This is a genomic window from Demequina sp. (assembly GCF_047975725.1).
GTDB lineage: Bacteria > Actinomycetota > Actinomycetes > Actinomycetales > Demequinaceae > Demequina.
In genome coordinates, this window is the sequence record NZ_JBKEED010000030.1 from 137,859 (window position 1) to 158,917 (window position 21,059).

26 protein-coding genes and 3 tRNA genes are annotated in these 21,059 nt (G+C 66.2%); 6 read left to right on the forward strand and 23 right to left on the reverse strand.

Features of this window, described 5'->3' with window-relative positions:
* Positions 1 to 3: 3 nt before the first annotated feature.
* The 3 genes from ACK5NO_RS11110 to ACK5NO_RS11120 all read right to left on the reverse strand — a co-directional run bounded on the left by ACK5NO_RS11110 (position 4) and on the right by ACK5NO_RS11120 (position 789).
* The gene (locus ACK5NO_RS11110) at positions 4 to 396 is read right to left on the reverse strand and encodes an SHOCT domain-containing protein (RefSeq protein ID WP_416812743.1); all 393 of its coding nucleotides are present in this window, start codon (positions 394 to 396) and stop codon (positions 4 to 6) included.
* 161 nt (positions 397 to 557) lie between these two features.
* Positions 558 to 633: transfer RNA gene (locus tag ACK5NO_RS11115), tRNA-Arg, on the reverse strand.
* A 69-nt stretch (positions 634 to 702) separates the two neighbouring features.
* Positions 703 to 789 (reverse strand) — tRNA-Ser (locus ACK5NO_RS11120).
* 232 nt (positions 790 to 1,021) lie between these two features.
* Between ACK5NO_RS11120 and ACK5NO_RS11125 the strand changes: the two genes are divergently transcribed.
* From ACK5NO_RS11125 to ACK5NO_RS11150, 6 genes are all read left to right on the forward strand, one after another.
* Positions 1,022 to 1,393, forward strand: a complete 372-nt coding sequence (locus ACK5NO_RS11125) for an ArsR/SmtB family transcription factor (protein ID WP_416812744.1) — start codon at positions 1,022 to 1,024, stop codon at positions 1,391 to 1,393.
* Between the two features lie 193 nt (positions 1,394 to 1,586).
* Complete coding sequence (locus ACK5NO_RS11130) at positions 1,587 to 1,829, forward strand: hypothetical protein (protein WP_416812745.1); 243 nt, start codon at positions 1,587 to 1,589, stop codon at positions 1,827 to 1,829.
* Positions 1,830 to 2,421: 592 nt separating this feature from the next.
* Positions 2,422 to 2,817, forward strand: a complete 396-nt coding sequence (locus ACK5NO_RS11135; RefSeq protein ID WP_416812746.1) for a hypothetical protein — start codon at positions 2,422 to 2,424, stop codon at positions 2,815 to 2,817.
* Between the two features lie 11 nt (positions 2,818 to 2,828).
* On the forward strand, positions 2,829 to 3,014 hold the full coding sequence (locus tag ACK5NO_RS11140) for a helix-turn-helix domain-containing protein (protein WP_416812747.1): 186 nt from the start codon (positions 2,829 to 2,831) through the stop codon (positions 3,012 to 3,014).
* 35 nt (positions 3,015 to 3,049) lie between these two features.
* Entirely contained in the window at positions 3,050 to 3,271 is a 222-nt protein-coding gene (locus ACK5NO_RS11145) for a hypothetical protein (protein ID WP_416812748.1), read from the forward strand.
* On the forward strand, positions 3,268 to 3,513 hold the full coding sequence (locus ACK5NO_RS11150) for a hypothetical protein (RefSeq protein WP_416812749.1): 246 nt from the start codon (positions 3,268 to 3,270) through the stop codon (positions 3,511 to 3,513). Before ACK5NO_RS11145 ends, ACK5NO_RS11150 begins: the two co-directional genes overlap by 4 nt.
* Positions 3,514 to 3,804: 291 nt before the next feature.
* Here the strand turns inward: ACK5NO_RS11150 and ACK5NO_RS11155 are convergent, their stop codons facing one another.
* From ACK5NO_RS11155 to ACK5NO_RS11250, 20 genes are all read right to left on the reverse strand, one after another.
* Positions 3,805 to 4,524 (reverse strand): GAF domain-containing protein, encoded by a 720-nt coding sequence (locus ACK5NO_RS11155; protein WP_416812750.1) that lies wholly within the window; start codon positions 4,522 to 4,524, stop codon positions 3,805 to 3,807.
* A gap of 239 nt (positions 4,525 to 4,763) precedes the next feature.
* Positions 4,764 to 5,207: a hypothetical protein gene (locus ACK5NO_RS11160; protein WP_416812751.1), complete on the reverse strand. Its 444-nt coding sequence runs from the start codon at positions 5,205 to 5,207 to the stop codon at positions 4,764 to 4,766.
* A gap of 65 nt (positions 5,208 to 5,272) precedes the next feature.
* Positions 5,273 to 5,713 (reverse strand): hypothetical protein, encoded by a 441-nt coding sequence (locus ACK5NO_RS11165; RefSeq protein WP_416812752.1) that lies wholly within the window; start codon positions 5,711 to 5,713, stop codon positions 5,273 to 5,275.
* A gap of 12 nt (positions 5,714 to 5,725) precedes the next feature.
* On the reverse strand, positions 5,726 to 6,178 hold the full coding sequence (locus ACK5NO_RS11170) for a Panacea domain-containing protein (RefSeq protein WP_416812753.1): 453 nt from the start codon (positions 6,176 to 6,178) through the stop codon (positions 5,726 to 5,728).
* A 232-nt stretch (positions 6,179 to 6,410) separates the two neighbouring features.
* Positions 6,411 to 6,653: a hypothetical protein gene (locus ACK5NO_RS11175; RefSeq protein ID WP_416812754.1), complete on the reverse strand. Its 243-nt coding sequence runs from the start codon at positions 6,651 to 6,653 to the stop codon at positions 6,411 to 6,413.
* Positions 6,654 to 6,660: 7 nt separating this feature from the next.
* Positions 6,661 to 8,220, reverse strand: a complete 1,560-nt coding sequence (locus tag ACK5NO_RS11180; RefSeq protein WP_416812755.1) for a hypothetical protein — start codon at positions 8,218 to 8,220, stop codon at positions 6,661 to 6,663.
* Positions 8,221 to 8,282: 62 nt separating this feature from the next.
* Positions 8,283 to 8,564 carry a hypothetical protein gene (locus ACK5NO_RS11185; protein ID WP_416812756.1) on the reverse strand — a complete coding sequence of 94 codons (282 nt, stop codon included), beginning with the start codon at positions 8,562 to 8,564 and terminating at the stop codon, positions 8,283 to 8,285.
* Between the two features lie 206 nt (positions 8,565 to 8,770).
* Positions 8,771 to 9,301 carry a hypothetical protein gene (locus tag ACK5NO_RS11190; RefSeq protein ID WP_416812757.1) on the reverse strand — a complete coding sequence of 177 codons (531 nt, stop codon included), beginning with the start codon at positions 9,299 to 9,301 and terminating at the stop codon, positions 8,771 to 8,773.
* A 384-nt stretch (positions 9,302 to 9,685) separates the two neighbouring features.
* Entirely contained in the window at positions 9,686 to 9,985 is a 300-nt protein-coding gene (locus tag ACK5NO_RS11195) for a WhiB family transcriptional regulator (RefSeq protein WP_416812758.1), read from the reverse strand.
* A gap of 127 nt (positions 9,986 to 10,112) precedes the next feature.
* Positions 10,113 to 11,171, reverse strand: coding sequence for an AAA family ATPase (locus tag ACK5NO_RS11200; protein WP_416812759.1), 1,059 nt, complete (start codon positions 11,169 to 11,171; stop codon positions 10,113 to 10,115).
* The gene (locus ACK5NO_RS11205) at positions 11,168 to 11,515 is read right to left on the reverse strand and encodes a hypothetical protein (protein ID WP_416812760.1); all 348 of its coding nucleotides are present in this window, start codon (positions 11,513 to 11,515) and stop codon (positions 11,168 to 11,170) included. The genes ACK5NO_RS11200 and ACK5NO_RS11205 overlap by 4 nt, the downstream gene beginning before the upstream one ends.
* The gene (locus tag ACK5NO_RS11210) at positions 11,512 to 11,727 is read right to left on the reverse strand and encodes an excisionase family DNA-binding protein (protein WP_416812761.1); all 216 of its coding nucleotides are present in this window, start codon (positions 11,725 to 11,727) and stop codon (positions 11,512 to 11,514) included. Before ACK5NO_RS11210 ends, ACK5NO_RS11205 begins: the two co-directional genes overlap by 4 nt.
* 108 nt (positions 11,728 to 11,835) lie before the next feature.
* Positions 11,836 to 12,285 (reverse strand): hypothetical protein, encoded by a 450-nt coding sequence (locus ACK5NO_RS11215; RefSeq protein ID WP_416812762.1) that lies wholly within the window; start codon positions 12,283 to 12,285, stop codon positions 11,836 to 11,838.
* A 2-nt stretch (positions 12,286 to 12,287) separates the two neighbouring features.
* Positions 12,288 to 13,451: a tyrosine-type recombinase/integrase gene (locus tag ACK5NO_RS11220; protein WP_416812763.1), complete on the reverse strand. Its 1,164-nt coding sequence runs from the start codon at positions 13,449 to 13,451 to the stop codon at positions 12,288 to 12,290.
* A 149-nt stretch (positions 13,452 to 13,600) separates the two neighbouring features.
* A tRNA-Ser gene (locus tag ACK5NO_RS11225) sits at positions 13,601 to 13,689 on the reverse strand.
* Between the two features lie 143 nt (positions 13,690 to 13,832).
* Positions 13,833 to 14,264: a hypothetical protein gene (locus ACK5NO_RS11230; RefSeq protein ID WP_416812764.1), complete on the reverse strand. Its 432-nt coding sequence runs from the start codon at positions 14,262 to 14,264 to the stop codon at positions 13,833 to 13,835.
* A gap of 70 nt (positions 14,265 to 14,334) precedes the next feature.
* Positions 14,335 to 14,937: a GTP-binding protein gene (locus ACK5NO_RS11235; protein ID WP_416812765.1), complete on the reverse strand. Its 603-nt coding sequence runs from the start codon at positions 14,935 to 14,937 to the stop codon at positions 14,335 to 14,337.
* Positions 14,918 to 15,313, reverse strand: a complete 396-nt coding sequence (locus tag ACK5NO_RS11240; protein WP_416812766.1) for a DUF742 domain-containing protein — start codon at positions 15,311 to 15,313, stop codon at positions 14,918 to 14,920. The genes ACK5NO_RS11235 and ACK5NO_RS11240 overlap by 20 nt, the downstream gene beginning before the upstream one ends.
* Before the next feature lie 12 nt (positions 15,314 to 15,325).
* Positions 15,326 to 15,766 carry a roadblock/LC7 domain-containing protein gene (locus ACK5NO_RS11245; protein WP_416812767.1) on the reverse strand — a complete coding sequence of 147 codons (441 nt, stop codon included), beginning with the start codon at positions 15,764 to 15,766 and terminating at the stop codon, positions 15,326 to 15,328.
* Positions 15,767 to 15,839: 73 nt separating this feature from the next.
* Positions 15,840 to 21,026 carry an ATP-binding protein gene (locus ACK5NO_RS11250; RefSeq protein WP_416812768.1) on the reverse strand — a complete coding sequence of 1,729 codons (5,187 nt, stop codon included), beginning with the start codon at positions 21,024 to 21,026 and terminating at the stop codon, positions 15,840 to 15,842.
* Positions 21,027 to 21,059: the final 33 nt, after the last annotated feature.

The following is a 21,059-nucleotide window of genomic DNA, read 5'->3' on the forward strand; positions in this document are numbered from 1 at the left end:
TTGTTAGCGGAGCGCCTTGGCCTTGAGCGCCTCGAACTCCTCGGCGGTAATGGCTCCGGCGTCGAGCAGCTCCTTGGCGGCCTTGATCTCGCCGGCGGGTCCGCCCACTTCTTCTACGAGGCCCCGCGTGTACTCGCGCTGGGCTTCACGGACGTTGGCTGCTGCCTGGGCATCACGGTGAGCCATACCGCGCCCGCGCGCCAGGAGGTAGATGATCGAGCCCAGGCAAGGGATCAGGATGACCAGCAGCAGCCAGCCGGTCTTGCCCCATCCGCTGAGGTCCTTGTCGCGGAAGATATCAAAGATGATGCGGATGACGACCACGAAGAACGCGATCACGATCATGATCCACAGGGTGAAGAAGAGGATCGCGAGGAAGTTCTCGAAGAATTCCATCTGACAGGCTCCGTTTCGCGTAGGTGCCCCGGATAGGGTCAATCGCACCCTAGCGGCAAACCCCCTGCGTCGGCGAGGGATATGTTGTGGCCGGATACGGTGACGTTCTCGGCCGAGGAATAGCGAAGACCCCGCCGCTGATGCGACGGGGTCTTCGTGTCTGGCGCGCCCTGAGGGATTCGAACCCCCAACCTTCTGATCCGTAGTCAGATGCTCTATCCGTTGAGCTAAGGGCGCCAGGCCCGGAAGGGCCGAGTCACGAGTATACAGGCTCTTGGACCGTGGTCTTGACGAGCCAACTCGCAGCGGAGACGGTGGGATTCGAACCCACGGATGGGGAACCCCATCACATCCTTAGCAGGGATGCACTTTCGGCCGCTCAGTCACGTCTCCCGAGTGGACGTCCCCTAGGGTACCGGTCGCGTGCCACCACGAGCAAAACTGGGCCGGCGAGCGGGTGATCAGGCCGCCGCCGGGTACCACTTAGCAGCAGCCTCCGCCGCAGCATCCACCGCCGGTCATGTTCGTCGTGCTCACCATCGCGATCACCCCCTTTCGATATTCGTTTGAACGTCAGAGTGGCCAAAGATTCGATATATGTCAAATCTCCTGCCATGATGGCGACATGCCCGCCACTCGTCCCACGATCGATGCCACGACAGAGCTCTGCTGCGCCCCCTTGGGGTCGCCGCGGTTCCAAACCGCCAGCGATCCCGAGCAGATCGCGGCCCGGCTCAGGGCACTGGGCGACGCCAATCGGGTCCGCATCCTCCAGGAGCTCGCCTGTTGCGAGGGGCATGCGCTGACCACGACAGATCTTGCGGGTCTGCTCGCACTGTCAGCCGCCACGGCAAACCACCATCTGCGGCAACTCGAAGCCGCGGGCCTCGTGACGGCCCATCGCGATGGCGCTCGCGTGCTGTATCGGCTCGAGGCCGACCACGTACGCGCGTTGGCGGCCGTGCTGACCATCGGCTGCGCCATCGACTGCTGCTAGCGCGGACGAACTCGCATCGGGCCGCGCGTCGGCAGGACGAGCGCCCACGGGCGGAGAGTGTGGGATTCTCCGGCGACTAACGATCTACCTGGAATGACGCGGCAATCAGGTTCCTCAAGTCCAGTCACGGACTAAAGAGCCCGCCTCGGTGCGCGAACACCGGACGGGCGAGACGGACTAGAAGGAGCCCGCCGTGGACCAGAATACCGCCGAATCCCCGCTCGCGACAGAGGCCGACTACGCGGCCCGCGCCACCGATGCCCGCGACCGTGCAGCCCTCGAGTGGGACAACCTCAACATCCACGCAGGGCTCGAGTGGGACCAGCGGGCTCGCTGGGGCGCCCTCTGTGCCGAGTGCCTGTTCTTTGAGCGCCTGAACGCTGAGCGCTGGCTCGCGAAGCGCTTCCCCGCCCTCGCCGCAGGCGGTGTCGAGTGAACGGCCTACTGACCAGGCCCGAGGTCGACCCGGAGGCGCTACTCAAAGACGAGCGCGCCTGCGACTTTCACAATGACGCTTGCGACGGCGCCGCGTCGCAGAAGATCACCCACGATGGCGGCGACTGTGTGCGTCTGTGGTGCGAAGGCCACGCGAGCGCACTGCGCGCGCACCTGACCACGCACCCGCGGTATCGCTGCGTGCGGTGCCGGGCGATCTGGCGACCTGGCGCTGTTCACTTCCGCCCGGTTTAGCAGTCCTGTATCGGTCCCAGGCTCTCCCCTGGTGCCGGTGCAGGGCTTCTAGTCCTCGGCGCTCTCTCTCCGTCTCAGCCGCTCTCGAGACGCCCCGTATGTGGAGTGTGACGGGCCTCCCGCCGTGTGTGTGCGATCTCCCTGGCCAGGGTGTGCACGCGGTCCAACGTTCAGCGCGCTCATTCCGTGAGGGCGCTACGGGCGTTGGTCGAGCGCGGCAACTCGAGGTCGGTCCGTGGGAGTCCGGGGAGGGGTCTTGACCCGCCCGGGCGTATGCCCGGTCCGATGTCACAGGCTCGAGGTACGACAGGCGTACCCGAGGAATCAAGGAGGATCCCATGACCAAGTTGAAGACCGCTACCGACGTGCTAATCGAGGTCGAGGACAGCGGTAGGACCGTTGAAGAAGTGGCGGCCGAGGCGATGGCGCAGCGTGAGCTCACTGAATGCCCCGACTGGGCGACGGACACCATCACGTTCGATGAGTGCACGCCCGACGTTTGGTACCACCACACGCGGGCAATCCCGTCTGAGGCCCAGTTCGTCGAACCTCACACGGAAGCCGTCGAGGATGCGGAGTTCATCCTCAGATACGACACGGTGGATCACCGCACTCAGCTCGAAGTGGGCAACGAGGGGATCGCTTGGCTCGACCCTCAACAAGCCCGGGCATTCGCGCTGGCACTGTCCAAAGCCGCCGACGAGTGGGAGCGTCTGACGGGAGGCCAGCGATGATCACCGCCGTCATGAGCTGTCGCGGAGCCACCGTGGTACGACTGTCGGCGGCTACCGGCATCCCCTCGGGCGTACTGCGGCGCCGCATCGCCAATCCCGAGAAGCTCACGCTGCCAGAGCTCGCGCGAATCGCAACGGCCCTCCACGTTCGCCCGAGCGAACTGCTCGGCGCACAGGTTCCGGCGGTGACATCGTGATCTGCACCGAATGTGGCAGCGACAACGGTGGGCGCATGCGCTGCATCCACTGGTTCGCCGGCGAGATGGGCGCCCCCGTGCAGTTCATCCGCCGCAACATGCGCACGATCCCCCACCACAAGCGCGGGCGACTCGTCCGCTTCACCGAGGGCGACGCCGACGAGTACGAGGCCGCGACCAAGGTCGAGGCCGAACCGGAGATCGCCCTGACGTCGCTGAGTCGGGCACGACAGGCGGCCAGGGGACGACGGCCGTGAGCGTGGAGCACGGTAGAGGTCACCACGGGCCCGAGGACACCATTCCGGTATGGGCCAAGCGTCCCGAGGTTTACATACTCAAGTCTGCTTCGGAAGCGTCAGGGCTGAGCGTCGAACTCATCCGTCGAGCCGTGCGCGCGGGGGATCTCCGCGTAAGCAACCCGCGCGTGGCCGGCCGCCCCATCTCCAAGTTCGTCATCGATGCAGACGAGCTGAGACGCTGGCTCCTCGACCAGCCCTGAACACGGAGCGCCCCTCACCTGGCCATGGCGGCTAGGTGAGGGGCGTTGCTTCACTTTGGGGGGGACTATCGAGCGTTGCCGTTGCTTCGAGGATCATGCTTAGCGCTGCCGCGAAGGGGCTTGCTTTGCGGAGCGGCCGATGCGGTGAGACCACGACGTGCATTGGCAAAGTAACCCGCGGGATCCTTTCGGGCCGCGGAGAGTTTGCGGTCCATCTGCGATGACCAACCTGACGCCTGAGCCATGATGATCAACTCCCTTCTTTGACTATTCAATCAGAACCGTGCGACTTCAGCGCGACATTCCGATAGCTGTGCCCATCAAACTCGCGATGACCTGCATCACGGTTACGTCCTCGTCGCTCAGGTCTCCCGCCTTCGGCGAGTTGATGGTGAGCAACCCTTCAAGTGACTTGCCGCTGAAGATGGGCACTGTGATGAATGCCCGGTAGGCCCGCTTGCGACTTGCATCCCAGCCGGAGGGGACTCGCGCTTCGAGATCCGGATAGAACCGGGGGTCGTCGCCCTCGGCGGCATCCCAGACTTCGTCACCCTCGGGAGTGCCACGCTCGAGGCGCGATTGCGGCGCATCGCCTCGTCCGAGAGTCAGCCCGTCCCAAGGCACGAATGCCTCAACTCCACTACTCCGGTCAACCCGGAAGATGGTGGCTCGAACTCTGTCGGACTCGGTTACTCCAACGGCTAGCGACAGAGCGCTCATGAGCGTTGACGTCAGGTTGTAACGCCGCCCGGGCTTGGAGTCCGCGGCAAACTTGTTGAGCGCATGGGCCATGGGCCCAAATTGGTCAGAGACCATGACGGACCGCTCTCGCCGCTGTTCCTTCGCGCTCCGAATGGAGAGGCCCGCCACTACTGCTTGCCCGACGATCGCGGCCACGAGGATGGCGGCAATGAGCCAGTACCACCAGCCAACATCGCTGCTCAAAACCTGGAGCACAACGCCCGCGACCCCACTCGCGATCGCGAGCAGGATTGGATAGCGCCTCTTCATGATCGAGAACGTTAGCGGGTTGAGACGAGGGCGTCACGTACTCGTCACGTGTTCGCGTGCTTGCAGCCTTCGCGTGCTTGCAGCCTTCGCGAGCTAGGGACTGACGCCTGCCGACACGAGAAGTTGCGACATCGCGGGCGGCGCTCCCCGCACTCGCCTCGGGTCATCGGAACTACGACGACAGTGAGCACAGCCACACCGATTGCCGCCGACGCTTCGAACATCTGGGGAAGCCGGCGCTACCGGCCGCTCTCGCGACCGAGTAATTCCAACCGATCCGCGATCTTCTGCACCGCGAGACCGGCCTCAATCTTGTGCCTGACCCACTCTTCCCTCTCCAGGTCATCGGCGGCGTCGTCAAGGTCGCCAGCGCTGCCTACGCGCTTTTCCCATTGGCGCGGGACATACTCGCGGCCGAGTACGGTAATTAGGGCGAGAGCTTCAGCGCCCATCCGCGAAGACTCCTGACGATCGGCCGAGCCGCCCTGAGCCAAATTGGCGGCAAGCTTGATCGCGGCGTCGAGTTTGAGTGCCAAGATCTCGCGCTCGGCGGCGGCCCTGCGATCGGCCAGTGCAACCGCGGCTGCGTGTCGGCGATCCGTGGTCGCGATCGCTAGCGCGATCACGGCCGCACCCATGGCGACTACCACCGTGGCTACCTGGAGCCAGCCTGCGAAGTCCACGTTCACCAACCTTTCCCAGCGGTTCTCTGGCACTGACCGTCAATGCTCGACACCTGCCAAGGGCCTTAGTGGTTATACAGATCCCCGAACTTGGCTTCGATGTAGAGGATATGGAGGGTGTTGCTAACTCGCACACCGGCGAACACATTCTTGTTCGAGTTTCGGCGGAAGACGAGAACATCGTGAAACGCGTCGGCCTCCGCAATGGCTCCTGGCATGAGGTCTGGCTTGCCTGCCTTGAGTGAGTCGAACGACATCTTCTCCGCCCCATACGCGTGGCGATCTTGCTGCCGCACTTCCTCCCACGTCAACTGGCTTAGTGCATGCAGCCGGTCAAGCATCTGCGCCTTGTCCTTTGTGGACAACTTCTTGTTCTTAAGGCCGTGCTTTCCGTGAATGTACCTCAGACAGAACACCGGGTGACCGTCGTCCGCAGACTTGTACGAGGCGCTGACGTCGAGCGTGCGGTCATCGCCCGCGAGATCCGCGGGCCGGCTTCCCCCCATAGCGTGCTCAGGCTACTGAGGCATCGCGACGTTCGACTTAAAAAACACCGCGATGTCCTCCTTCGGGATAGTGATTCCGGGAACGCCATCCCGGTAGTGGTCGAGCCACGGCGATTCCTGGTGCGTCATCTCACGTAACTTCCAGGCACTCTTCGACCCGAATGTGTTCCACACGAGAACCAAGATCTTCGCATCTTCCCGATCGACGACGGTCCACTCGAAGGGCTCCTCGTCGCTAACAGGACTGCCACCAAACTGCTTGTAGCAGTGGTAGACATCCGGGATCACGGGGCCGTGCGCCCACGCCTGGATCTCATCCTCGAACAGTGGCTCGCCCTTGACGGCGAAATGTGTGCCCTGGGCGTAGTAAAGCAACTTCTGCAGCTTCAGGTTCGTGAGGGCCGCTTCGTCGTCTGCGTTCGCCCAGGCGATGAACCAGCGCGCGATCTCTCTTGCTCTGTACATGCGGCTCCCCCTCTCACTTGTGTGCAACCTTACGGCGCTTCGCCCAATGCCCGCCGCATTTGCGAGCCGATCCACCAACATACAACGTCCCACCGACACAGAACTATCCCGGCCAGCCCTAGCCTGCGTAAGCAGTTTCACCGTACCGATGTCTCCCAAGCGGCCCGCTCGTTCTTGGCGAACTCCCTATCGCCATAGACGCACAGGACGAGATCGCCGATAGTGGGCCGGCTCATGTCGTCATACCGTGGTTCCACCGCTTGCGTGTGCGCGCGGCTTCGACTTGCGCCATTGCCATGTAGATCAGCAGTCCCGGCGTGGCCTCGTTCATCCGCCCGCGAGCACGCACCTGGAACGCCTCGAAGATCGCCTCGATGTTGCCGGCCGCGGCGTCCTCGTCGATCAGCCGCTTGGTTTCGGGCGGGAACGCGGCCCAGTTGACTCCGTCGGCGACGCTGTTCTGTAGAGCTTCCACGGCTACCTCACCTGGTCAATCGAGGGTCGATGCCGCGGCCATTGCGGGAGCCTGACCACGAGTTGGAGCGGGCCGTCTGCTGGGCCTTGCGCGCGACGTCGGAGGAGTCGGAGAACTCGGCCTTGTTGATGTTGACGATCACGCCGTAGTCCGCGCTGTTGCCGTATGAGGTGCCGCCTACGCTGGGCGCCGTGATCGACGGAACGTCACCGGCGCGCGAGTTCAGGCTCAGGCTCGACGGAGCCGTGATCGACGGGATCACATCGTCGGGATTGAACGGCGTCTTCGGCTGGTCGCTCAGGTCGAACGAGAGGTCACCGGGCGCGGGCTCGACGGTTGGCGTCACCGAATAGACGAACCCCTCCCAAAGCGCGGAGGCCAGGCCCGGGAACCCTTCCTCGAAGTAGATGCGGAAGCCTTCGTCCATGCCGTTCACCCACTGCTGGGCGACGCTGTCGCCGGAGTCGGCCCACACCGAGAGCGCCGCGCCCTTCTCTGCGGCTTTCTCCAGTGCGGCAGGCATGCCGCCCTCTTCGTAGGCGCCCACCACGTCCGAGAACCCCTCGAGGAGCGCTGAGCCGTATCCCGCGCCGACGTCGATGAAGTTGATGACGTCATCGCCGAATGCATCCCACAGCGACTCGGCCGCTGTCGCCGCGGCCCCGCCGATGGTGCCCAGCGAGTCAACGATGGAGCCGATGGAGGTGGTGGGGTCGTCCAGGTCATCGATGAACGACTGGAAGGCGGGCAGGCCCTCATTGAGGATCCAGCCGGTCACTTCCGTCGCGACGGGGAGGAACTTCGTGCCCAGCTCGGCACGCATGTTGTCCCACTCGGCAGAGAGGATGCGCTGCGAGTTGGCCAGTTCGCCCGACGTGTTCGCGAAGTCACCCTGCGTCTGAGCGGTCTGCTCCATCAGGGAGCCGTAGCGAGCCTGAACCTTCTCGGCCTCAGAGAACCCATCGGCGGTGTTGATCGTCGCGTCGGCCAGCGCGTAGGCCTCGACCGCCGCGGCCGACAGGTCGATGCCGTACCGACGCAGCGGCTCCGTCTCGCCCGCAAGACCCGACTGGAACAGGCTGGCGGACTCGGCCACGTCGAGGTTCATGACCGACGCGAAGTCAGAGGCGCGCGTCGTGAGGTCGTCCAGCGTGCCGGTGACGTTGCCGCCCTCGCCCGCGATGGTCTTGGAGAACGCCGAGAACTGCACCGCGAGGTTGTTGAAGTCGACGTTCGACAGGCCGAGGTTGCGCGCGGCCTCCTCGCCCAGTTTCGCGACACCCTCCGACGCATCCCCGTAGGTGACGTTCAGGGCGTTCAGCGACTCGCCAAGGTCGGACGCCTCGGCGATCGCATCCTTCGCGAAGTCGACAGCGAACGCGCCGCCGAGGATGCCAGCCGCGGGGCCGATCATCGACTTCATGCCGCCGAGGAACGCCGTGCCCGACGCCTTGCCGGCCTTCGCGCCAGCACTTCCGGACACGCCGCCCAACTGCTTCTCGAGCGCGCGCTGGCCGCCCTTGAAGGACGGGATGACGGTGAGTTCTGCGGATCCGATTTCGGCCATGGTCATGCTCCTTCTGTGAGGTGTGCGGAGGCCTCGTCAAGGGTTCCTCCGATGCTCATTGACTAGATCGCCGAGTAATCGAAGGCTCGGGGAGCGAGCTCTACTGGGGTCGCCTCGGGCTCGGGTTCGAAGCTCTCGAGCTTCGCGATCTCCGCCGAGACATCGATCAGCCGGAGCGCGAGGGTGCCAAGGTCCCTGGCCGCGATTGCGGGTTCGGCGATGCGGGCCACGATGCGTGTGCGTAGCGCCTTCATGAGCGCGAGCTGGTCGCCTCGGGCTTCGGCGGCGACCATGCTGTCCGCTTGGTCGCCGTCCCATGATTCAGGGGGCTTGGGAGATGCCATGAACGCTCCTAGTTGTGGTTCCGAGTCGGGGAGAGAGATCGCTATGCCGAGGGTCGTGCGAGGGGGCGAGAGGCGAGGGCCACCCCCCGGGGTCCTGCCGCGACGGGGCCCGTAACGACCCCCCGTGCCCCAGAAATCTCTGTGTGTGAAAGTCGCTAAGCGCGTCGGGTGCGAACAAGACACCCACCTGAGCCACCCCCCGCCCCCTATGCGCGAATGGGGCGGAAGATGGCGCCCATGCCGACGTTGCGCGCTCTCGTAGACGCGTCTCGCTCACGGAAGCGCTCGAGTGCTGGCGCGCGGTCGGGGTGGGTCTCGGTGTAGATGTCGATCACGTCCTCCCAGCCCATCTTGATCGCCTTGCGCACGGTCTCGGCCACGAGCGTCACATCGTCGCGCTCAAGGGCACCGGACAGTAGCCGCGACGCTTCCCGCTGGCTGCCGAGTTCCGCGGCCCTGAATGAGGCGTCGCGCCACTCGACGGCGCCGGCGCTGCGCGCCGCGTCGAGATTGAGCGCCTCGGTCTCGTAGTTCCGGTACTCGCTGGCAACTGCATCATCGAACGCCTTACGCAAACGAGCGATCTCCACGTTGGCCGCTTCGATCGTCTCGGCCATCGCGTTCGCGATCCCGCCCGGCGTGTAGTCACCGGATCGCCGCATCGCCTCGATCTCGCGTTCGACTCGCTCACGCAGGCCCCGCGCCTGCTTCACGTGCACGTCATCCCTGATGGACATTGCCACTCCTTCGCTTGTGGTGCGCAGCCGCCTCGAGCCCGGCCCTATCTACCCGCCACGTGCCGCTGACACGCTCACCTGGCAGAGTTCCAAGCTCGAGGCGGCGCCTGACGGCCCGCGCCGTGATCCCAAGGACGTGTGCTGCATCCTCGGTTGTCACCCAGGGTGCTCCTAGGGCGTCGAGGCTTCCGCTAGAAGTTCCGCGGGGCGGAAGCGGCTGTTCGAGGCGCGCGTAGTACATCGCTGACAAAGGCCCATATACCTCGGGGTTTCCTACCATCTGCTGACGGAGACGCGAAAATCCAGGAAGTGCCGCGACCTGGGCGGCGACCTTGGTCGGGATCACCATGACGTCGCCGAACCGGTAATACTCCGATGGCCTCGTCATGACGCCTCCCGCTCGCGCACCGTCCGACGCCGTTCGTTCGGCGTGAGCCCGCCCAGCACGCCAACCTCGCCCAGGTGGGTGAGACCGAACGTGCGGCAGGCGTCGACCGCGGGGCATCGCCAGCACTGAGCAGCGGCTTCCGCGAGGTCTTCCGCGTTCTCCGATGTCCAGGCGTCGGGGTGGAGCACCTGAGACTCGCGGCACGGGATCGGCCGGCGCACGGCTACTTCATCGATGAGGTCGTGGAGTTGACGCCAGTCTTGCGCGAGGGCCGGGGGCATCGTGGGGAGGCTCATGATTGATCGCCACCCATGCCGTTGAAGTTCGGGCATGTGGCTTCGTGTCGGATCTCCACCACGAAGTACCCGGGCCTTGGGGTGGGGATGGCGGCAGTTGCGCCACAGTCTGGGCAGGTGAGGGTGTTCACCATCCACCCCCAAGGGGTGGTGTCCCCACTGTCCCGGTGTCCCATTCCTGTCCCAAGAGGCCGTCGGATGGGACAGATGGGTCTGTGGGGACACTCATGTACTGGCCACGCCCAGACTTCGCCAGACGTCCGCTCTCCACGAGTCGAGCCAGATAGCGCCGGGCGTCCGGCATGGTGAACTCGGTCTCGACTTCCTTCGGTGAGACGGGGCGCATCTTGTTGGCGACGAACGCCACGATCTCGGCGGACCGATCGCCCAGGTTCTCGATCTGGCTTCGCTGTGCGGCTGCGCGAGCGGCCTCGGCAAGGGTGGTCCCGTCGAGCGTCCAGCGTCCGTTGTCGCTGGTGACGGCGTACTCGTTCTCGGGCACGTCTCGGCCGGTGACCTTGAGCGTGCCTTTGGACTCGTTGCGGGTGCGCACGAGGGTTGCTGTCCAGTCCGCGGCGCCGTTGAGTCCGTTGGTGCCCGAGGTGGAGTCCATCCAGTCGCCGTCGCCGCCGCGCTTGTTCGTGTGATGCACGACCATGAGGCACGCGCCGGGATGTGCATCGACGAGACGCTTGAGCGCTGAGCCGACGCGGTAGTCGCGCTGGTAAGCGCCCTCGCCAGGAAGCGCGGCGGGCATCACCTTGCCAAGAGTGTCGAGCACGACGAGCGGTGCTCGATCGCCGTAGACGCCAAGCCATTCCTCGATGAGCGCCGTCACCTGGTTGGGGTGCACGCTCGTGGCGTAGTGGAGATCCGCGGGGATCGGCTGGCCCTCGCCGAGCAGGTGACGTGCACGCCCTTGCAGGCGCCGGTCACCGTCCTCGAGCGCGAGCATCAGTACCGGCCGCGGGTCACCTACGTCGACGTTACCGAGCGCACGGCCACCCGAAGCGACCGCGAGAGCGATCCCGAACGCGGCCCAGCTCTTACCGGTCTTCGGTGCACCGGTGAACAGGCCGAACCCTTCGGGGAGGATCCCGTGGACAGCCCAGCTGAGTGGTGGGAAGTGTTGGGCGTCGAGCCAATCGCCGGTGCGCACGGCGGTGAGCATGGTGGATTCGCTCACGCGGCCACCTCCGGTCGCGCGAGGACTGCCTGGACTTCCCAGGGTTGCCAACCGTGCGCAAGCAAATGCGCGGCGTACGTGCGGCGCTGGTCCGCGGTGAGCCCGAACGTGCACGGCTCGTGGCGAGGGCAATCCTCAGGCCCGATCCGGTCGAGGAGGCGGTCGAGAGCCCGGGCCGCGATCATCGAGTCGATGTGAGCGCGCCGGCGGTTGCGGCGCCCGACTGCCTCGCGCACCTCGGGCGACATCGGTAGGCTGAAGGGGAACTTCTCGCCGGAAGTCTTTGCTCCGCCCTCGGTCGTCGTCCAAGCGCCGGGGGCGGCGGCATGTGTGGGGAGAGTCACGCGCCACCACCTGCGCTCACGAGGTCGAGACGCGTGACGGGCTTCAATGCGCGCTCGAGGTCGTGGCGACGAATGCGGATCAGGCGAGGCCCGACCCTGTATGCCTTGATCTCACCGCGCGCAATCATGCGCCGTGTCGTGTCCTGAGAGCATCCGAGGTAGTCGGACGCTTCCGCGATCGAGAAGTGGTCTTGCTGCCGCTCGGCGGGCATGGGGGAACCTTTCGGTTCCGGCGCCCTGCTCGATTCCGGTCGCCTACTTAGGCGGGCAAGTACTTACAGGTTAGCAGTCATGGGCATGAATCCGCTTGCGTCTGTGGACTAGATGACGATCGGTGGAAGCGGTTTGCCTGGCTCGACGCTCTGAACGATCCCCAGGAGCTCGGCCGCGTTGATCGTCTGCTGCGCGTGCCGGCACACCACATCGAACCCGGCTTCAACTCCCCAGTGAGCAAGTTCATTCACGTCGTAGACGTGCCCGGGCCAGTGGTGGTCGCCGTCGAGAGTGTTCTTCTCTCGGGCACGCGGCACGCTGCGTTGCGCATTGAGCCCCGGTGAGTACTTGTAGTCGCGCACGGCGCACATCGTGACTGGCCCGACGCGGAACACGGTCGCTATTTGGCACCGGCGGGCCCGGCATTGGACCTTCACGAGGGTCACGCGGCTGAGAAGGCCCTGCTCGACAAGGCGACTATGGAGCAACTCGCGATCCACCTTGTCGACCTCAGTCTGCTCGATCAGGGTGGTGAGCCAGTTCGTTTCGCCTGCCATGGCTACCCACCCCCCAAGTCAATCTTCATCCGCGACACGTTCGCGCGGTCACGTTCGATGCTTGCGTGCTGGTAGCGCATAGCAACCTCGGGGCTCGAGTGCCCGCCGCGCTCCTGCAACTCGGCGAGCGTGGCGCCCGTGCGCGCGTACTCGGTGAGCCCCGTGTGGCGCAGGCTATGGAACCGGAAACCCGGTCGCACGTCCTCGCGTGACTGGCGCCAGGACTTATCGAAGGCCGACTGTGAGATCGGCAAGCGCGGGTTGCTCGGTCGCGGGAACACGGGCGCGTCGTCCCCGCCAGGTGTGTACGCGGCAAGGTGGGCAACGATCATCGGCACGAGCGACTCGGGCACCGCAATCTCGCGACGTGAGCCTGCCTTAGGCGCCGTGTAGCCCGGCGGTGTCGCCTTCGCGTTCCATTGGCGTTCGATCGTCACCGTGGCCTGCTGCGCGTCCTCGATGTGGCGGAAGTCGCGGCGCTGTAGTCCTAGCACCTCACCCTGGCGCATCGCGCACCATGCTCCGAGCATCACGGCGAGCTCGAGCGCGACGGGCATCGCCTTAGCCATCGCGCGGACCTCCGCGGGCGTCGCAAGGTCCATGCGGTCGAACGTGCGCGAGCGCTTCGTGCGGCTCGAGGCGATCTGGGTCGTGACAGGCGATACGGTGACGCCGCCGGCCCCGGCCGATACTGCCGCGAGGAACATCGCGCGGGTGGTGCGGGCCACGTTGGTCCACGCGCCGGGCTTCGCCTTGAGGGTGTCGAGCATCGCGTCTACGTCCGTGCTCGTGACGTCGACCAAGCGCATGTGACCGAGCGCGGGCAGGATGTGGGCATTGAGGGTCGAGGCATACGACCGCAGGGTGCCAGGACTGCGCTCAGCGCCTTCAAGGCGGCTCAGCCAGTCCTCGGCCCACTCACGCACCGTAGTGGCCGCAATGGCGTCGAGAACGTCCTGTGAGGCGCGATCCTGGCGCATCTGTGAGGGCGGGATGAAGATCCCGCGGGCCATCTCGGAACGAGCAATCGCCATCGCAGCCTTGGCGTCGCCGAGCGTGTAGTAGATCCCGATCGAGTGCTGCGTACCGCGCCAGTACACGCGCACGCGGAACTTGCCTTGAGCGGTCATACTCACGCCGGGCGGCAGCTTGAGCGGCTTCGCCATGTTCTCCCCCAGCCTGGTGGACTAGTCACAGTCTAGCGAAATGCAGACTCATGCGGTACTGTGCCTAGTAGTGCATCAAGCACTGACAACTAAAGTGGCTGGTAAAAGGGGAAAGCCCCTGGTAACCGTAGTCACCAGGGGCTCTGCCGCGGAGAGTGTGGGATTCGAACCCACGGAGACGCTTAAACGCCTCAACGGTTTTCAAGACCGTCACCTTCGGCCGCTCGGTCAACTCTCCTTGGCGGCCATGCGGCCGCCGGGCACTATTGTGCCAGGCCGCAGCCACCGCATCGGCCCTCCCCCAAAAAGCCAAATGGATCCATTTGGCGCGAAAGACGCGCCCCGTCACGATGAAAATGGATCCATTTGACGGGGAGGGGGTCAGGCGGGAGTCGAACCGCCGTGCCATCCCGGCTCGAGCCCAGGGCTAACGACCGTGAGCCCGTACAGTTCCGAGGCTTGAGCGAGTTCGGCGTCGTACGTGGCAATCGTGTCGATCGCCGGATGCGCCACCGCGGCACCAAGGTGCAACGCCGCGAAGGGTTTGAGCACCGCCGCGGCGTGCGTGGACACCGACACGTTTTGGTCCGAGAAGCGGATCATCGCGATCTTGGAGCGCACCTGGTCCACCACGTCGTAGGCGAGCATCTTCTGCTCGCGAGGCATGAGCTCCACGGCCTGACGGAGCTCCGTCACGCTCAACTGCGTGAGGGCAACCTGGTCGATGCGAGGGACCACCCACTCGTTCCACTCATCGAAGTACTTGACGCCAGGCAGGAACCTGCACAGAGCGGAGCCGTCGACGTAGATCACGTCACCAGGGTAGTCCGCGGGCGGTCAGCCGATGCGCGCGCGCCGTTGCGCACGCATCGGCCGTCTGGTGTCAGCCCTTCTTGAGCTGGCGCATCGCGAGCTGAACGACGGCGATCAAGGCCTGCTTGGTCGCCGCCTTCTCGCGGGCGTCGGTGTACATGACGGGGATCTCGGGCGGAATACCGAGCGCCTCGCGCACATCCTCAAGGGTGTGGCGCGCGACTCCGTCAAAGCAGTTGACGCACACGACGAACGGGATGCCCCGACCCTCGAAGTAGTCAACCGCAGGGAAGCACTGGTCAAGGCGCTCCGTGTCGACCAGCACCACGGCGCCAATGGCACCGCGGACCAGGTCGTCCCACATGAACAGGAAGCGGTCCTGGCCGGGCGTGCCGAACAGGTACAGCCACAGAGAACCGGGAAGCGCGATGCGACCAAAGTCCATCGCGACGGTCGTGGTGGTCTTACGGTCCGTCACGCCACCGGCATCGTCGATGCCGATGGACTTCTCCGTCATGGCCGCCTCGGTGTTGAGGGGGTCGATGTCGGAGATCGAGCCGATGAACGTGGTCTTACCCACCGCGAAACCGCCGGCAATCACAATCTTGACGACCGTGGGTGCAGTGGTCGGGTTCGCGGTCGCGACCGCGGCGTCAGAGGGCTGCGATGCCATCGAGGACACTCTCCAAGAGACTGAGGGAAATGCCGCCGGACTCGTCGTGCGTCGAGGAGTCGTCGGCCGTTCCACCGGTGTGAATCGTCAGGTGATTTTCTTCAGCAAGATCCGTGACCAGCACACGCACCACACCCAGCGGGAGCCGGGTGTGAGCGGAGAGCTCGGCAACGGATTGATATTGACCTGTAGCAAGCTGCAGGATCTTCTTCTTCTCAGGCGTGAGCCCTCGGGAAGTCTGGGTGCCGTGACGCGCCTCAACCAAGGCCTCCATCGGGAGGTCCTTGCTCGCTGCACTCACGCGGCCACCCGTCACGGCGTAGGGGCGCACCGTGTAGGTGTCCTCCTCGCCGTGAGGCGTCGTCGCGTCAGTCATGGCAGCGGGTCCTTAGGAGCGGAGCTGACCGTCGGTGGGCAGGTTCTGACGCATCTCGGTGATGAGCTGCGGCGTCAGCGCGTTCTCGGTGCGCGACACCAGCAGCGTCATCTCGTAGCCCACGAGACCGACGTCGCAGGTCGAGTCGGCAGCCACCGCAAGCACGGAGCCGTTCGAGACGCTCATGAGGAACAGGAACAGCTCGTCCATCTCGATGATCGACTGACGGACCTCGCCGGCCTGGAGCTGACGTGCCGCACCACGGGTCAGGCTCGCCATGCCGGAGACGACGGCGGCAAGGGTGTCGCCGCCCGTCCGGTCGAGGTTCTTCGACATCGCCATGAGCAGGCCGTCCGCGCTCACCACGAGGGTGTGGCGGGTGCCCGGCACGGTCTGGACGAAGTTGTCGAGCAGCCACCCAAAGTTCGTGGCCTCAGTGCTGAGCTCGGTCACAGCTCCTCCTTGCGGTTGAAGCTCCCTAGGTGGAGCAAGTTCTCGTTGATCTGGATGGTACTGGGTGCGGTGCTCACGTCTCGTTCGCCTCCGCAGGTGAAACCTGGTGTTCGAAGGCCGCGACGTCGTCGCGTGCACGCTTGGTGCCCGAGTAGAACGAGCTGAAGCGGTGGCGTACCGCCTCGGCGTCGCGGTCCTTCGGGGCGAGGTCCGCAGCTTCCTCGAGCGGCTTGACCTCCACCGGTGCCGCGTCGCTGGGACGACGGCGCTGGAGTCCGGCCCTGGTCTTCTCGACCTTGGGACGGGAGGAGGCAAGCGAACTGAGTTCGGAGAACACCGCGGACGTCACGTCTGCGTCGTTGCCGCCACTCAGGTCGGGCTGGATCACCGGCTGGTAGCTCGTGGCCACCTCCGGCTCGGCCGCCTGCAGCGCGCTCGCTCCCGCGGCCTCCCAGCCTGCCGGCTGGGCGAGCTGGTCGGGGGTGAAGTAGCCGGGCTGCTGCGGCTGAGAGGTCTCTTGCGCGGGGGCCCATGCGGCCGATGCGCCGGCTGGCTGAGCGGGGAACGCTTCAGCGGGTGCGGACTGCTGCGGCTCGGGGTTGAAGGAGGTGGGGGCCTCGTGCCACGGGGCGGGAGCGGGCTGCTGAACGGCCTGCTCCCACGGTGCCGGGGCGCTGTCCTGTACCGCACGCTCCCACTGCGACGCCTGAACAGGCTCCGCCGGCTGCGAGGGCGCGAACGACGTCGCCGCGGGCGCTGGCTCGGGCTCGACCGCCGCCACCGAAGGCGCGACCGGAGCGGAGTGCGCGGACGGCGCTGTGCGGTACAGCGAGGCGAACATGCCCGTGGAGGTGTCGGGCTCGGGCATTTCCTCGTCTGCGACATGCTGCACGGGGGCCTGCTCCGCCACTGGCAAGAACGCCGTCGCAGACGGCTGCGACGGGGCAACAGGCTGGGACGCTGCGGCGGCACGGCCTCCAGCCGCGACGCCGGCACCGGCCGCGAGGGCGGTCAGCGCGGATTCCGTCGTCGGCTCGGCGCCAGCCTTACGGTTGCCGCGACCGAACAGGCGCGTGAAGAAGCTCGGGCGCTCCTCGGCGTCGTCGTCCACCGCGCCCTTGATCAGGTCGTCGAGGCTCGGTGCCGGGCTCGGTGCCGGGCTCGCCGATGCGGCGACGGGGGCAGGCTCCTGCGTGGTGACCGGGGTGGCAGCCTGCGTGCCGAACGCAGCGCCAAATCCAGGCGCGCTCGCCTGGGCAGGCGGCTCCTGTCCGTGAGCCGCGGGCTGCGGCTCGAACGGGGCCGCGGGCTGAACCTCAGGCTGGGCCACCGACTGCGCCCACGGGAGAGCTGGCTCCACGGGAGCCGCAGGCTCATACGATGCGCCCGAGTCAAAGCCCACCGCGCTGTCAACACTGGGCACGGACTCGAAGGGCGCCGGCTGATGCTCGAGAGGCTGAGCCCACGGGAACGGCTGGTCAGACTCTGCCGCAGGCACGTCCTCGGCGAGCGAGACGGCGTCGACACCGTACGAGTCGTCCCCGAACGTGTCCTCCTGGGCAGCCGCGGGCTCGTCGCCCTCAAGCATCGGGATGACGAACGGCGCGTCGTCGACGATGGCGGCTGGCTCGGCGCTTGGCACGCTCGGCTCGGGCTCCACGGTCGCGGCAGGCTCGGCAACGTCGAACGCCGCCTGGTCCTCGGACTGCGCGCTGTCCTCCGCGCTCCAGTCGTCGTCGCCCGCGCTACGAGCCGCGTTGGCTCCCGCCACAGCGGTGGTCGCGGCGCCCGCAGCGAACCACGACGGCATGCGGAAGGTCGGCACCTCGTCCACGGGCTCATCGGCTTGCTCGATGACCTCGTCGGTCTCGTCGAGCGAAGCCTGGGCCTCCTGGTACTGACCCCACGGCGCCTGCTCTGCTGCGCTGGGTGCCTCGTCGACGGGCGCGAAGGCGTCGGCGGCGGGCTCGGGCAGCTCCGGTGACGGCGCCCACGGCGACGCGGCAACAGGCTCGAATGCCTCCGGCTCCAGGGCCGGCTCCGGGACTGCCTCAGTTGCCGACTCGACGACCGGTTCCGAGACCGGCTCGGCCTGGTCGCGACGCGAACCGAAGAACGCGGCCGCTCCGAACGCAGCGGCACCCGCAGCGATTCCCGCCGCAGCATCCGCGCCGTGTCCGGACTGGTCCACAGGTGCCTGATCCGGCTCGAGTCCGGGCACGAGTGGCTCGTTGGCGGACGGCTCGCCCTGGTGAGCAGCGGCAATCTCCGCCGCATCAATGCCTCCACGGCGAGCGGCGTGACCCAGCGACTCTGCGTCGGGATCAAGGCTGGCAGCGGCCTCAGTGTCCTTGCGCGAGCGGAAGCCGCGGAACATCGACGAGCGCTCCTCGACGCTCTGCGGCGCCACCTCGCTCGGCGCCACCGTCGGCATGAAGCCGCCCACCTGCTCGGCCTCGAGGGCCGACAACTGCGCATCGGTCGCACGTGCGGGCAGGCCCACGATCGAGGTCGCGTCACGCTCGGCGTCGGCGGGAGCCGGGGCCTCACGGCGGCGGCGAGTCGGCAAGCCGGCTCCGGTCACGCCTTCCGTGAGCTCCTCGGGGTTGGTCTGCTCGGCGGTCGGCGCCTGAGCGGCGTCGGCCGCGATCAGCGCCTCGATCGAGTTCAGGTCGGCGTCCACCTGGGCGGAATCCGCCGGCACAGCGATCGACTCAGCCTCAGCGGCGGGTGCGGCAGGAGCGCCACCCCGCGACGGCATCGGCTGGGCAGGAGCCTCGCCACCACGACCCGACAGCAGGCTCGCGCCCTCCTCGATCACGGTGGGCTTGTAGGCGTCCGTCGCTGCGTTGACACGCGACGGCAGCGAGGTGATCTCGTTGGCGACATCGTGCGTGACGAGCGCCGTCGGGGCGTGCGTGGCAGGGTCAACAGCCGTGGACGACACGTGCTCCACAGGCGTCTCATCGGTGGCGAACAGCGAGGCAGGCAGCGTGACGACCGCGATCGTGCCCTTGCCCTCCTGCGAGGACACGGACACCCGGGCGCCCACACGGCGGGCAATACGACCCACCACGAACAGGCCCAAGCGCTGCGCACCGAGAATTTCCGATGCGGCGGTCGAGGCCACACGGTCGTTGGCGTCCGCGAGCTCGGACTCGGTCATGCCGATGCCGTAATCCTCGATCTCGACCGCGAAGCCAGCCTCGTCGGCTCGCGTACGCACCACCACGGGCGAACCGGGGTCGGAGAACACGGTCGCGTTCTCGAGCAGCTCGGCGAACATGTGCGCGGCGGTCAGCGCCGAGTGGCCGAGCATCGACGGGTCGACGTCGAGTTCGAGCTGCACGCGCTCGTACAGTTCGATCTCGGAGGACGCGGTGCGGATCACGTCGGACAACGGCATGGGGCGACGCAGGCGACGACCAGTGTCGATTCCTGCGAGCACCAGGAGCGACTCCGAGTTTCGACGCATTCGCGTCGCCAGGTGGTCGAGGGCGAACAGGCGGGTCAGCGTGTCCGGGTCGTCCTCGGTGCGCTCCATCTCATCGATGGACTTCAGCTGACGGTTGAGGAGCACCTGGTCACGGCGGGCGACGTTGACGAACATCTCAGAGATCGAGCCACGCAGCGCGGCCTGCTCGGCGGCGATGGCCAGGGTGGCCGCGTTCACGCCGTTGAACGCCTCTGCGAGGGTGCCGATCTCGTCTCGCGAGTCAATCGCGATCTGCACCTCGGACACGTCGACCTGCTCGCCAGGGATGGCCACGCGTTCCACCAAGCGGGGAAGTTCCTGACGCACGGCGGTAGCCGTCGTGGTCAAGCGTCGCAGCGGCGCCACGATCAGACGTGCGATCAACAGTGCGACGACGATGGAGGCGACGACGACCAGGACGGCGACGATAGCGGTCAAGATGGCCGTCGCCACAGCGGCTTGGGCGTTGGAGGAGGCGCGGCTCTCGACGTCGCTCCACAACTGGTCACGGATGGGCTCGTAGACCGCGAGCTCCTCGTCGACCTGAGTCGACCACCCTGCGTCACGCGCATTGAACAGCGAACCGGTCTGACCTGTCAGGACGTCGTCACGAATGCTCTCGAAGGAGCCCGTGTCACCGGTGATGTTGGACTCCGAGGCGCCAAAGTCAGGGACGTCGACCGCGGGCTCAAGACCCGAAGCAGAGTCCTGCATGTCCGCGAGGGCGATGTCGGTCTGGGCCGCCATCGTCTGGACGTTGGCGAGCTCACCGGGAAGGAACGCACCGGCGCGCAGCAGGCGGCCGATCACCACTTCTTCGTGAAGGACGTCTTCGACCAGTGCGTCAGCGTCACCGTACGCCTGGACGGTTGCCACGAGGTCGCGGTCGGTCATGGCCACCGCGACGTCGTCAGCGGCGGACACGATGAGGTCGATGATCGCCGTGTAGCGCGCGATCAAGATGGTGGGGTGAATGGTCGCCGCCATCGCGTCTTCGCGGTGCTCGGGCAGACGCGCCACGAGGTCCTGGCCTGCGAGGAGTGCCTCGACGGCCTTCATGTTGCCCTCAGAGGTCGCCAGTTCCGTCGACGTTCCCAACAGAGCCGCGATTCCCTGATCCACGCGGCCTGCGGTGTTGATCATGGCCTCCTTGTACTCAAGGGGCTCGGTGAACAGCTGCGTGGCGGTGGTGCTCTCGGAATTGACGCGGAAGGTCAGCGTCGACAGCAGAACGTCGATGCCGTATGAGTCGGGCACGTCCGCTGCGACGGCGTTGAGGTCCTCCACGGCATCCGCATACAAGGCCTGCATCGCGGCGACGTCGTCAGCGGAGGGGAAGACCAGCCAGCCTTCCGACTCCTCGGTGGCGGAGGTCACTCGGTAGGAACGCGCATCGGCAAGGTAGGTCGATCCGGAGCGCGACAGTGCGCTGTCGATCCGATCCTGAATCTCCTGGGCACCTTCTTGGTCTTCTTCGTCAACCGCTGCCAGGGCTTGATCGATCTGGTCAAGGGCGGTGTCGGTGTAGTCGCGCGCGTCGTCGAGCACGCCGGTGGTGTCCTGGTACGCGGACACGTAGTTCGCGGTGGCCTCGCGCTCTGCCTGAAGGCTGTCCTCCAAGGAGCGCGCGCGGTCGAGGGTGTCGATGAGCTGCTCGGCGTTGCGGGCGGTGTTGAGGTCCTGAACAGAGCCGAAGGTAATGAAGCCGGCGGCGAGCACCAGAACGAGGATGGGCACAGCGACCACAGCGAGGAGCTTTCCTCGAATACCAAGCCTCTGGAGCATCTACCCTCTCCTCACAAGCCACCCGCCAGACGT

Coding starts and splice junctions, on each gene's coding strand:
- ACK5NO_RS11110 (WP_416812743.1), bottom strand. CDS start 396: ATGGAATTCTTCGAGAACTTCCTCGCGATCCTCTTCTTCACCCTGTGG.
- ACK5NO_RS11125 (WP_416812744.1), top strand. CDS start 1,022: ATGCCCGCCACTCGTCCCACGATCGATGCCACGACAGAGCTCTGCTGC.
- ACK5NO_RS11135 (WP_416812746.1), top strand. CDS start 2,422: ATGACCAAGTTGAAGACCGCTACCGACGTGCTAATCGAGGTCGAGGAC.
- ACK5NO_RS11140 (WP_416812747.1), top strand. CDS start 2,829: ATGAGCTGTCGCGGAGCCACCGTGGTACGACTGTCGGCGGCTACCGGC.
- ACK5NO_RS11145 (WP_416812748.1), top strand. CDS start 3,050: ATGCGCTGCATCCACTGGTTCGCCGGCGAGATGGGCGCCCCCGTGCAG.
- ACK5NO_RS11155 (WP_416812750.1), bottom strand. CDS start 4,524: ATGAAGAGGCGCTATCCAATCCTGCTCGCGATCGCGAGTGGGGTCGCG.
- ACK5NO_RS11165 (WP_416812752.1), bottom strand. CDS start 5,713: ATGGGGGGAAGCCGGCCCGCGGATCTCGCGGGCGATGACCGCACGCTC.
- ACK5NO_RS11170 (WP_416812753.1), bottom strand. CDS start 6,178: ATGTACAGAGCAAGAGAGATCGCGCGCTGGTTCATCGCCTGGGCGAAC.
- ACK5NO_RS11180 (WP_416812755.1), bottom strand. CDS start 8,220: ATGGCCGAAATCGGATCCGCAGAACTCACCGTCATCCCGTCCTTCAAG.
- ACK5NO_RS11185 (WP_416812756.1), bottom strand. CDS start 8,564: ATGGCATCTCCCAAGCCCCCTGAATCATGGGACGGCGACCAAGCGGAC.
- ACK5NO_RS11190 (WP_416812757.1), bottom strand. CDS start 9,301: ATGTCCATCAGGGATGACGTGCACGTGAAGCAGGCGCGGGGCCTGCGT.
- ACK5NO_RS11195 (WP_416812758.1), bottom strand. CDS start 9,985: ATGAGCCTCCCCACGATGCCCCCGGCCCTCGCGCAAGACTGGCGTCAA.
- ACK5NO_RS11210 (WP_416812761.1), bottom strand. CDS start 11,727: ATGCCCGCCGAGCGGCAGCAAGACCACTTCTCGATCGCGGAAGCGTCC.
- ACK5NO_RS11215 (WP_416812762.1), bottom strand. CDS start 12,285: ATGGCAGGCGAAACGAACTGGCTCACCACCCTGATCGAGCAGACTGAG.
- ACK5NO_RS11220 (WP_416812763.1), bottom strand. CDS start 13,451: ATGGCGAAGCCGCTCAAGCTGCCGCCCGGCGTGAGTATGACCGCTCAA.
- ACK5NO_RS11235 (WP_416812765.1), bottom strand. CDS start 14,937: ATGGCATCGCAGCCCTCTGACGCCGCGGTCGCGACCGCGAACCCGACC.
- ACK5NO_RS11240 (WP_416812766.1), bottom strand. CDS start 15,313: ATGACTGACGCGACGACGCCTCACGGCGAGGAGGACACCTACACGGTG.
- ACK5NO_RS11250 (WP_416812768.1), bottom strand. CDS start 21,026: ATGCTCCAGAGGCTTGGTATTCGAGGAAAGCTCCTCGCTGTGGTCGCT.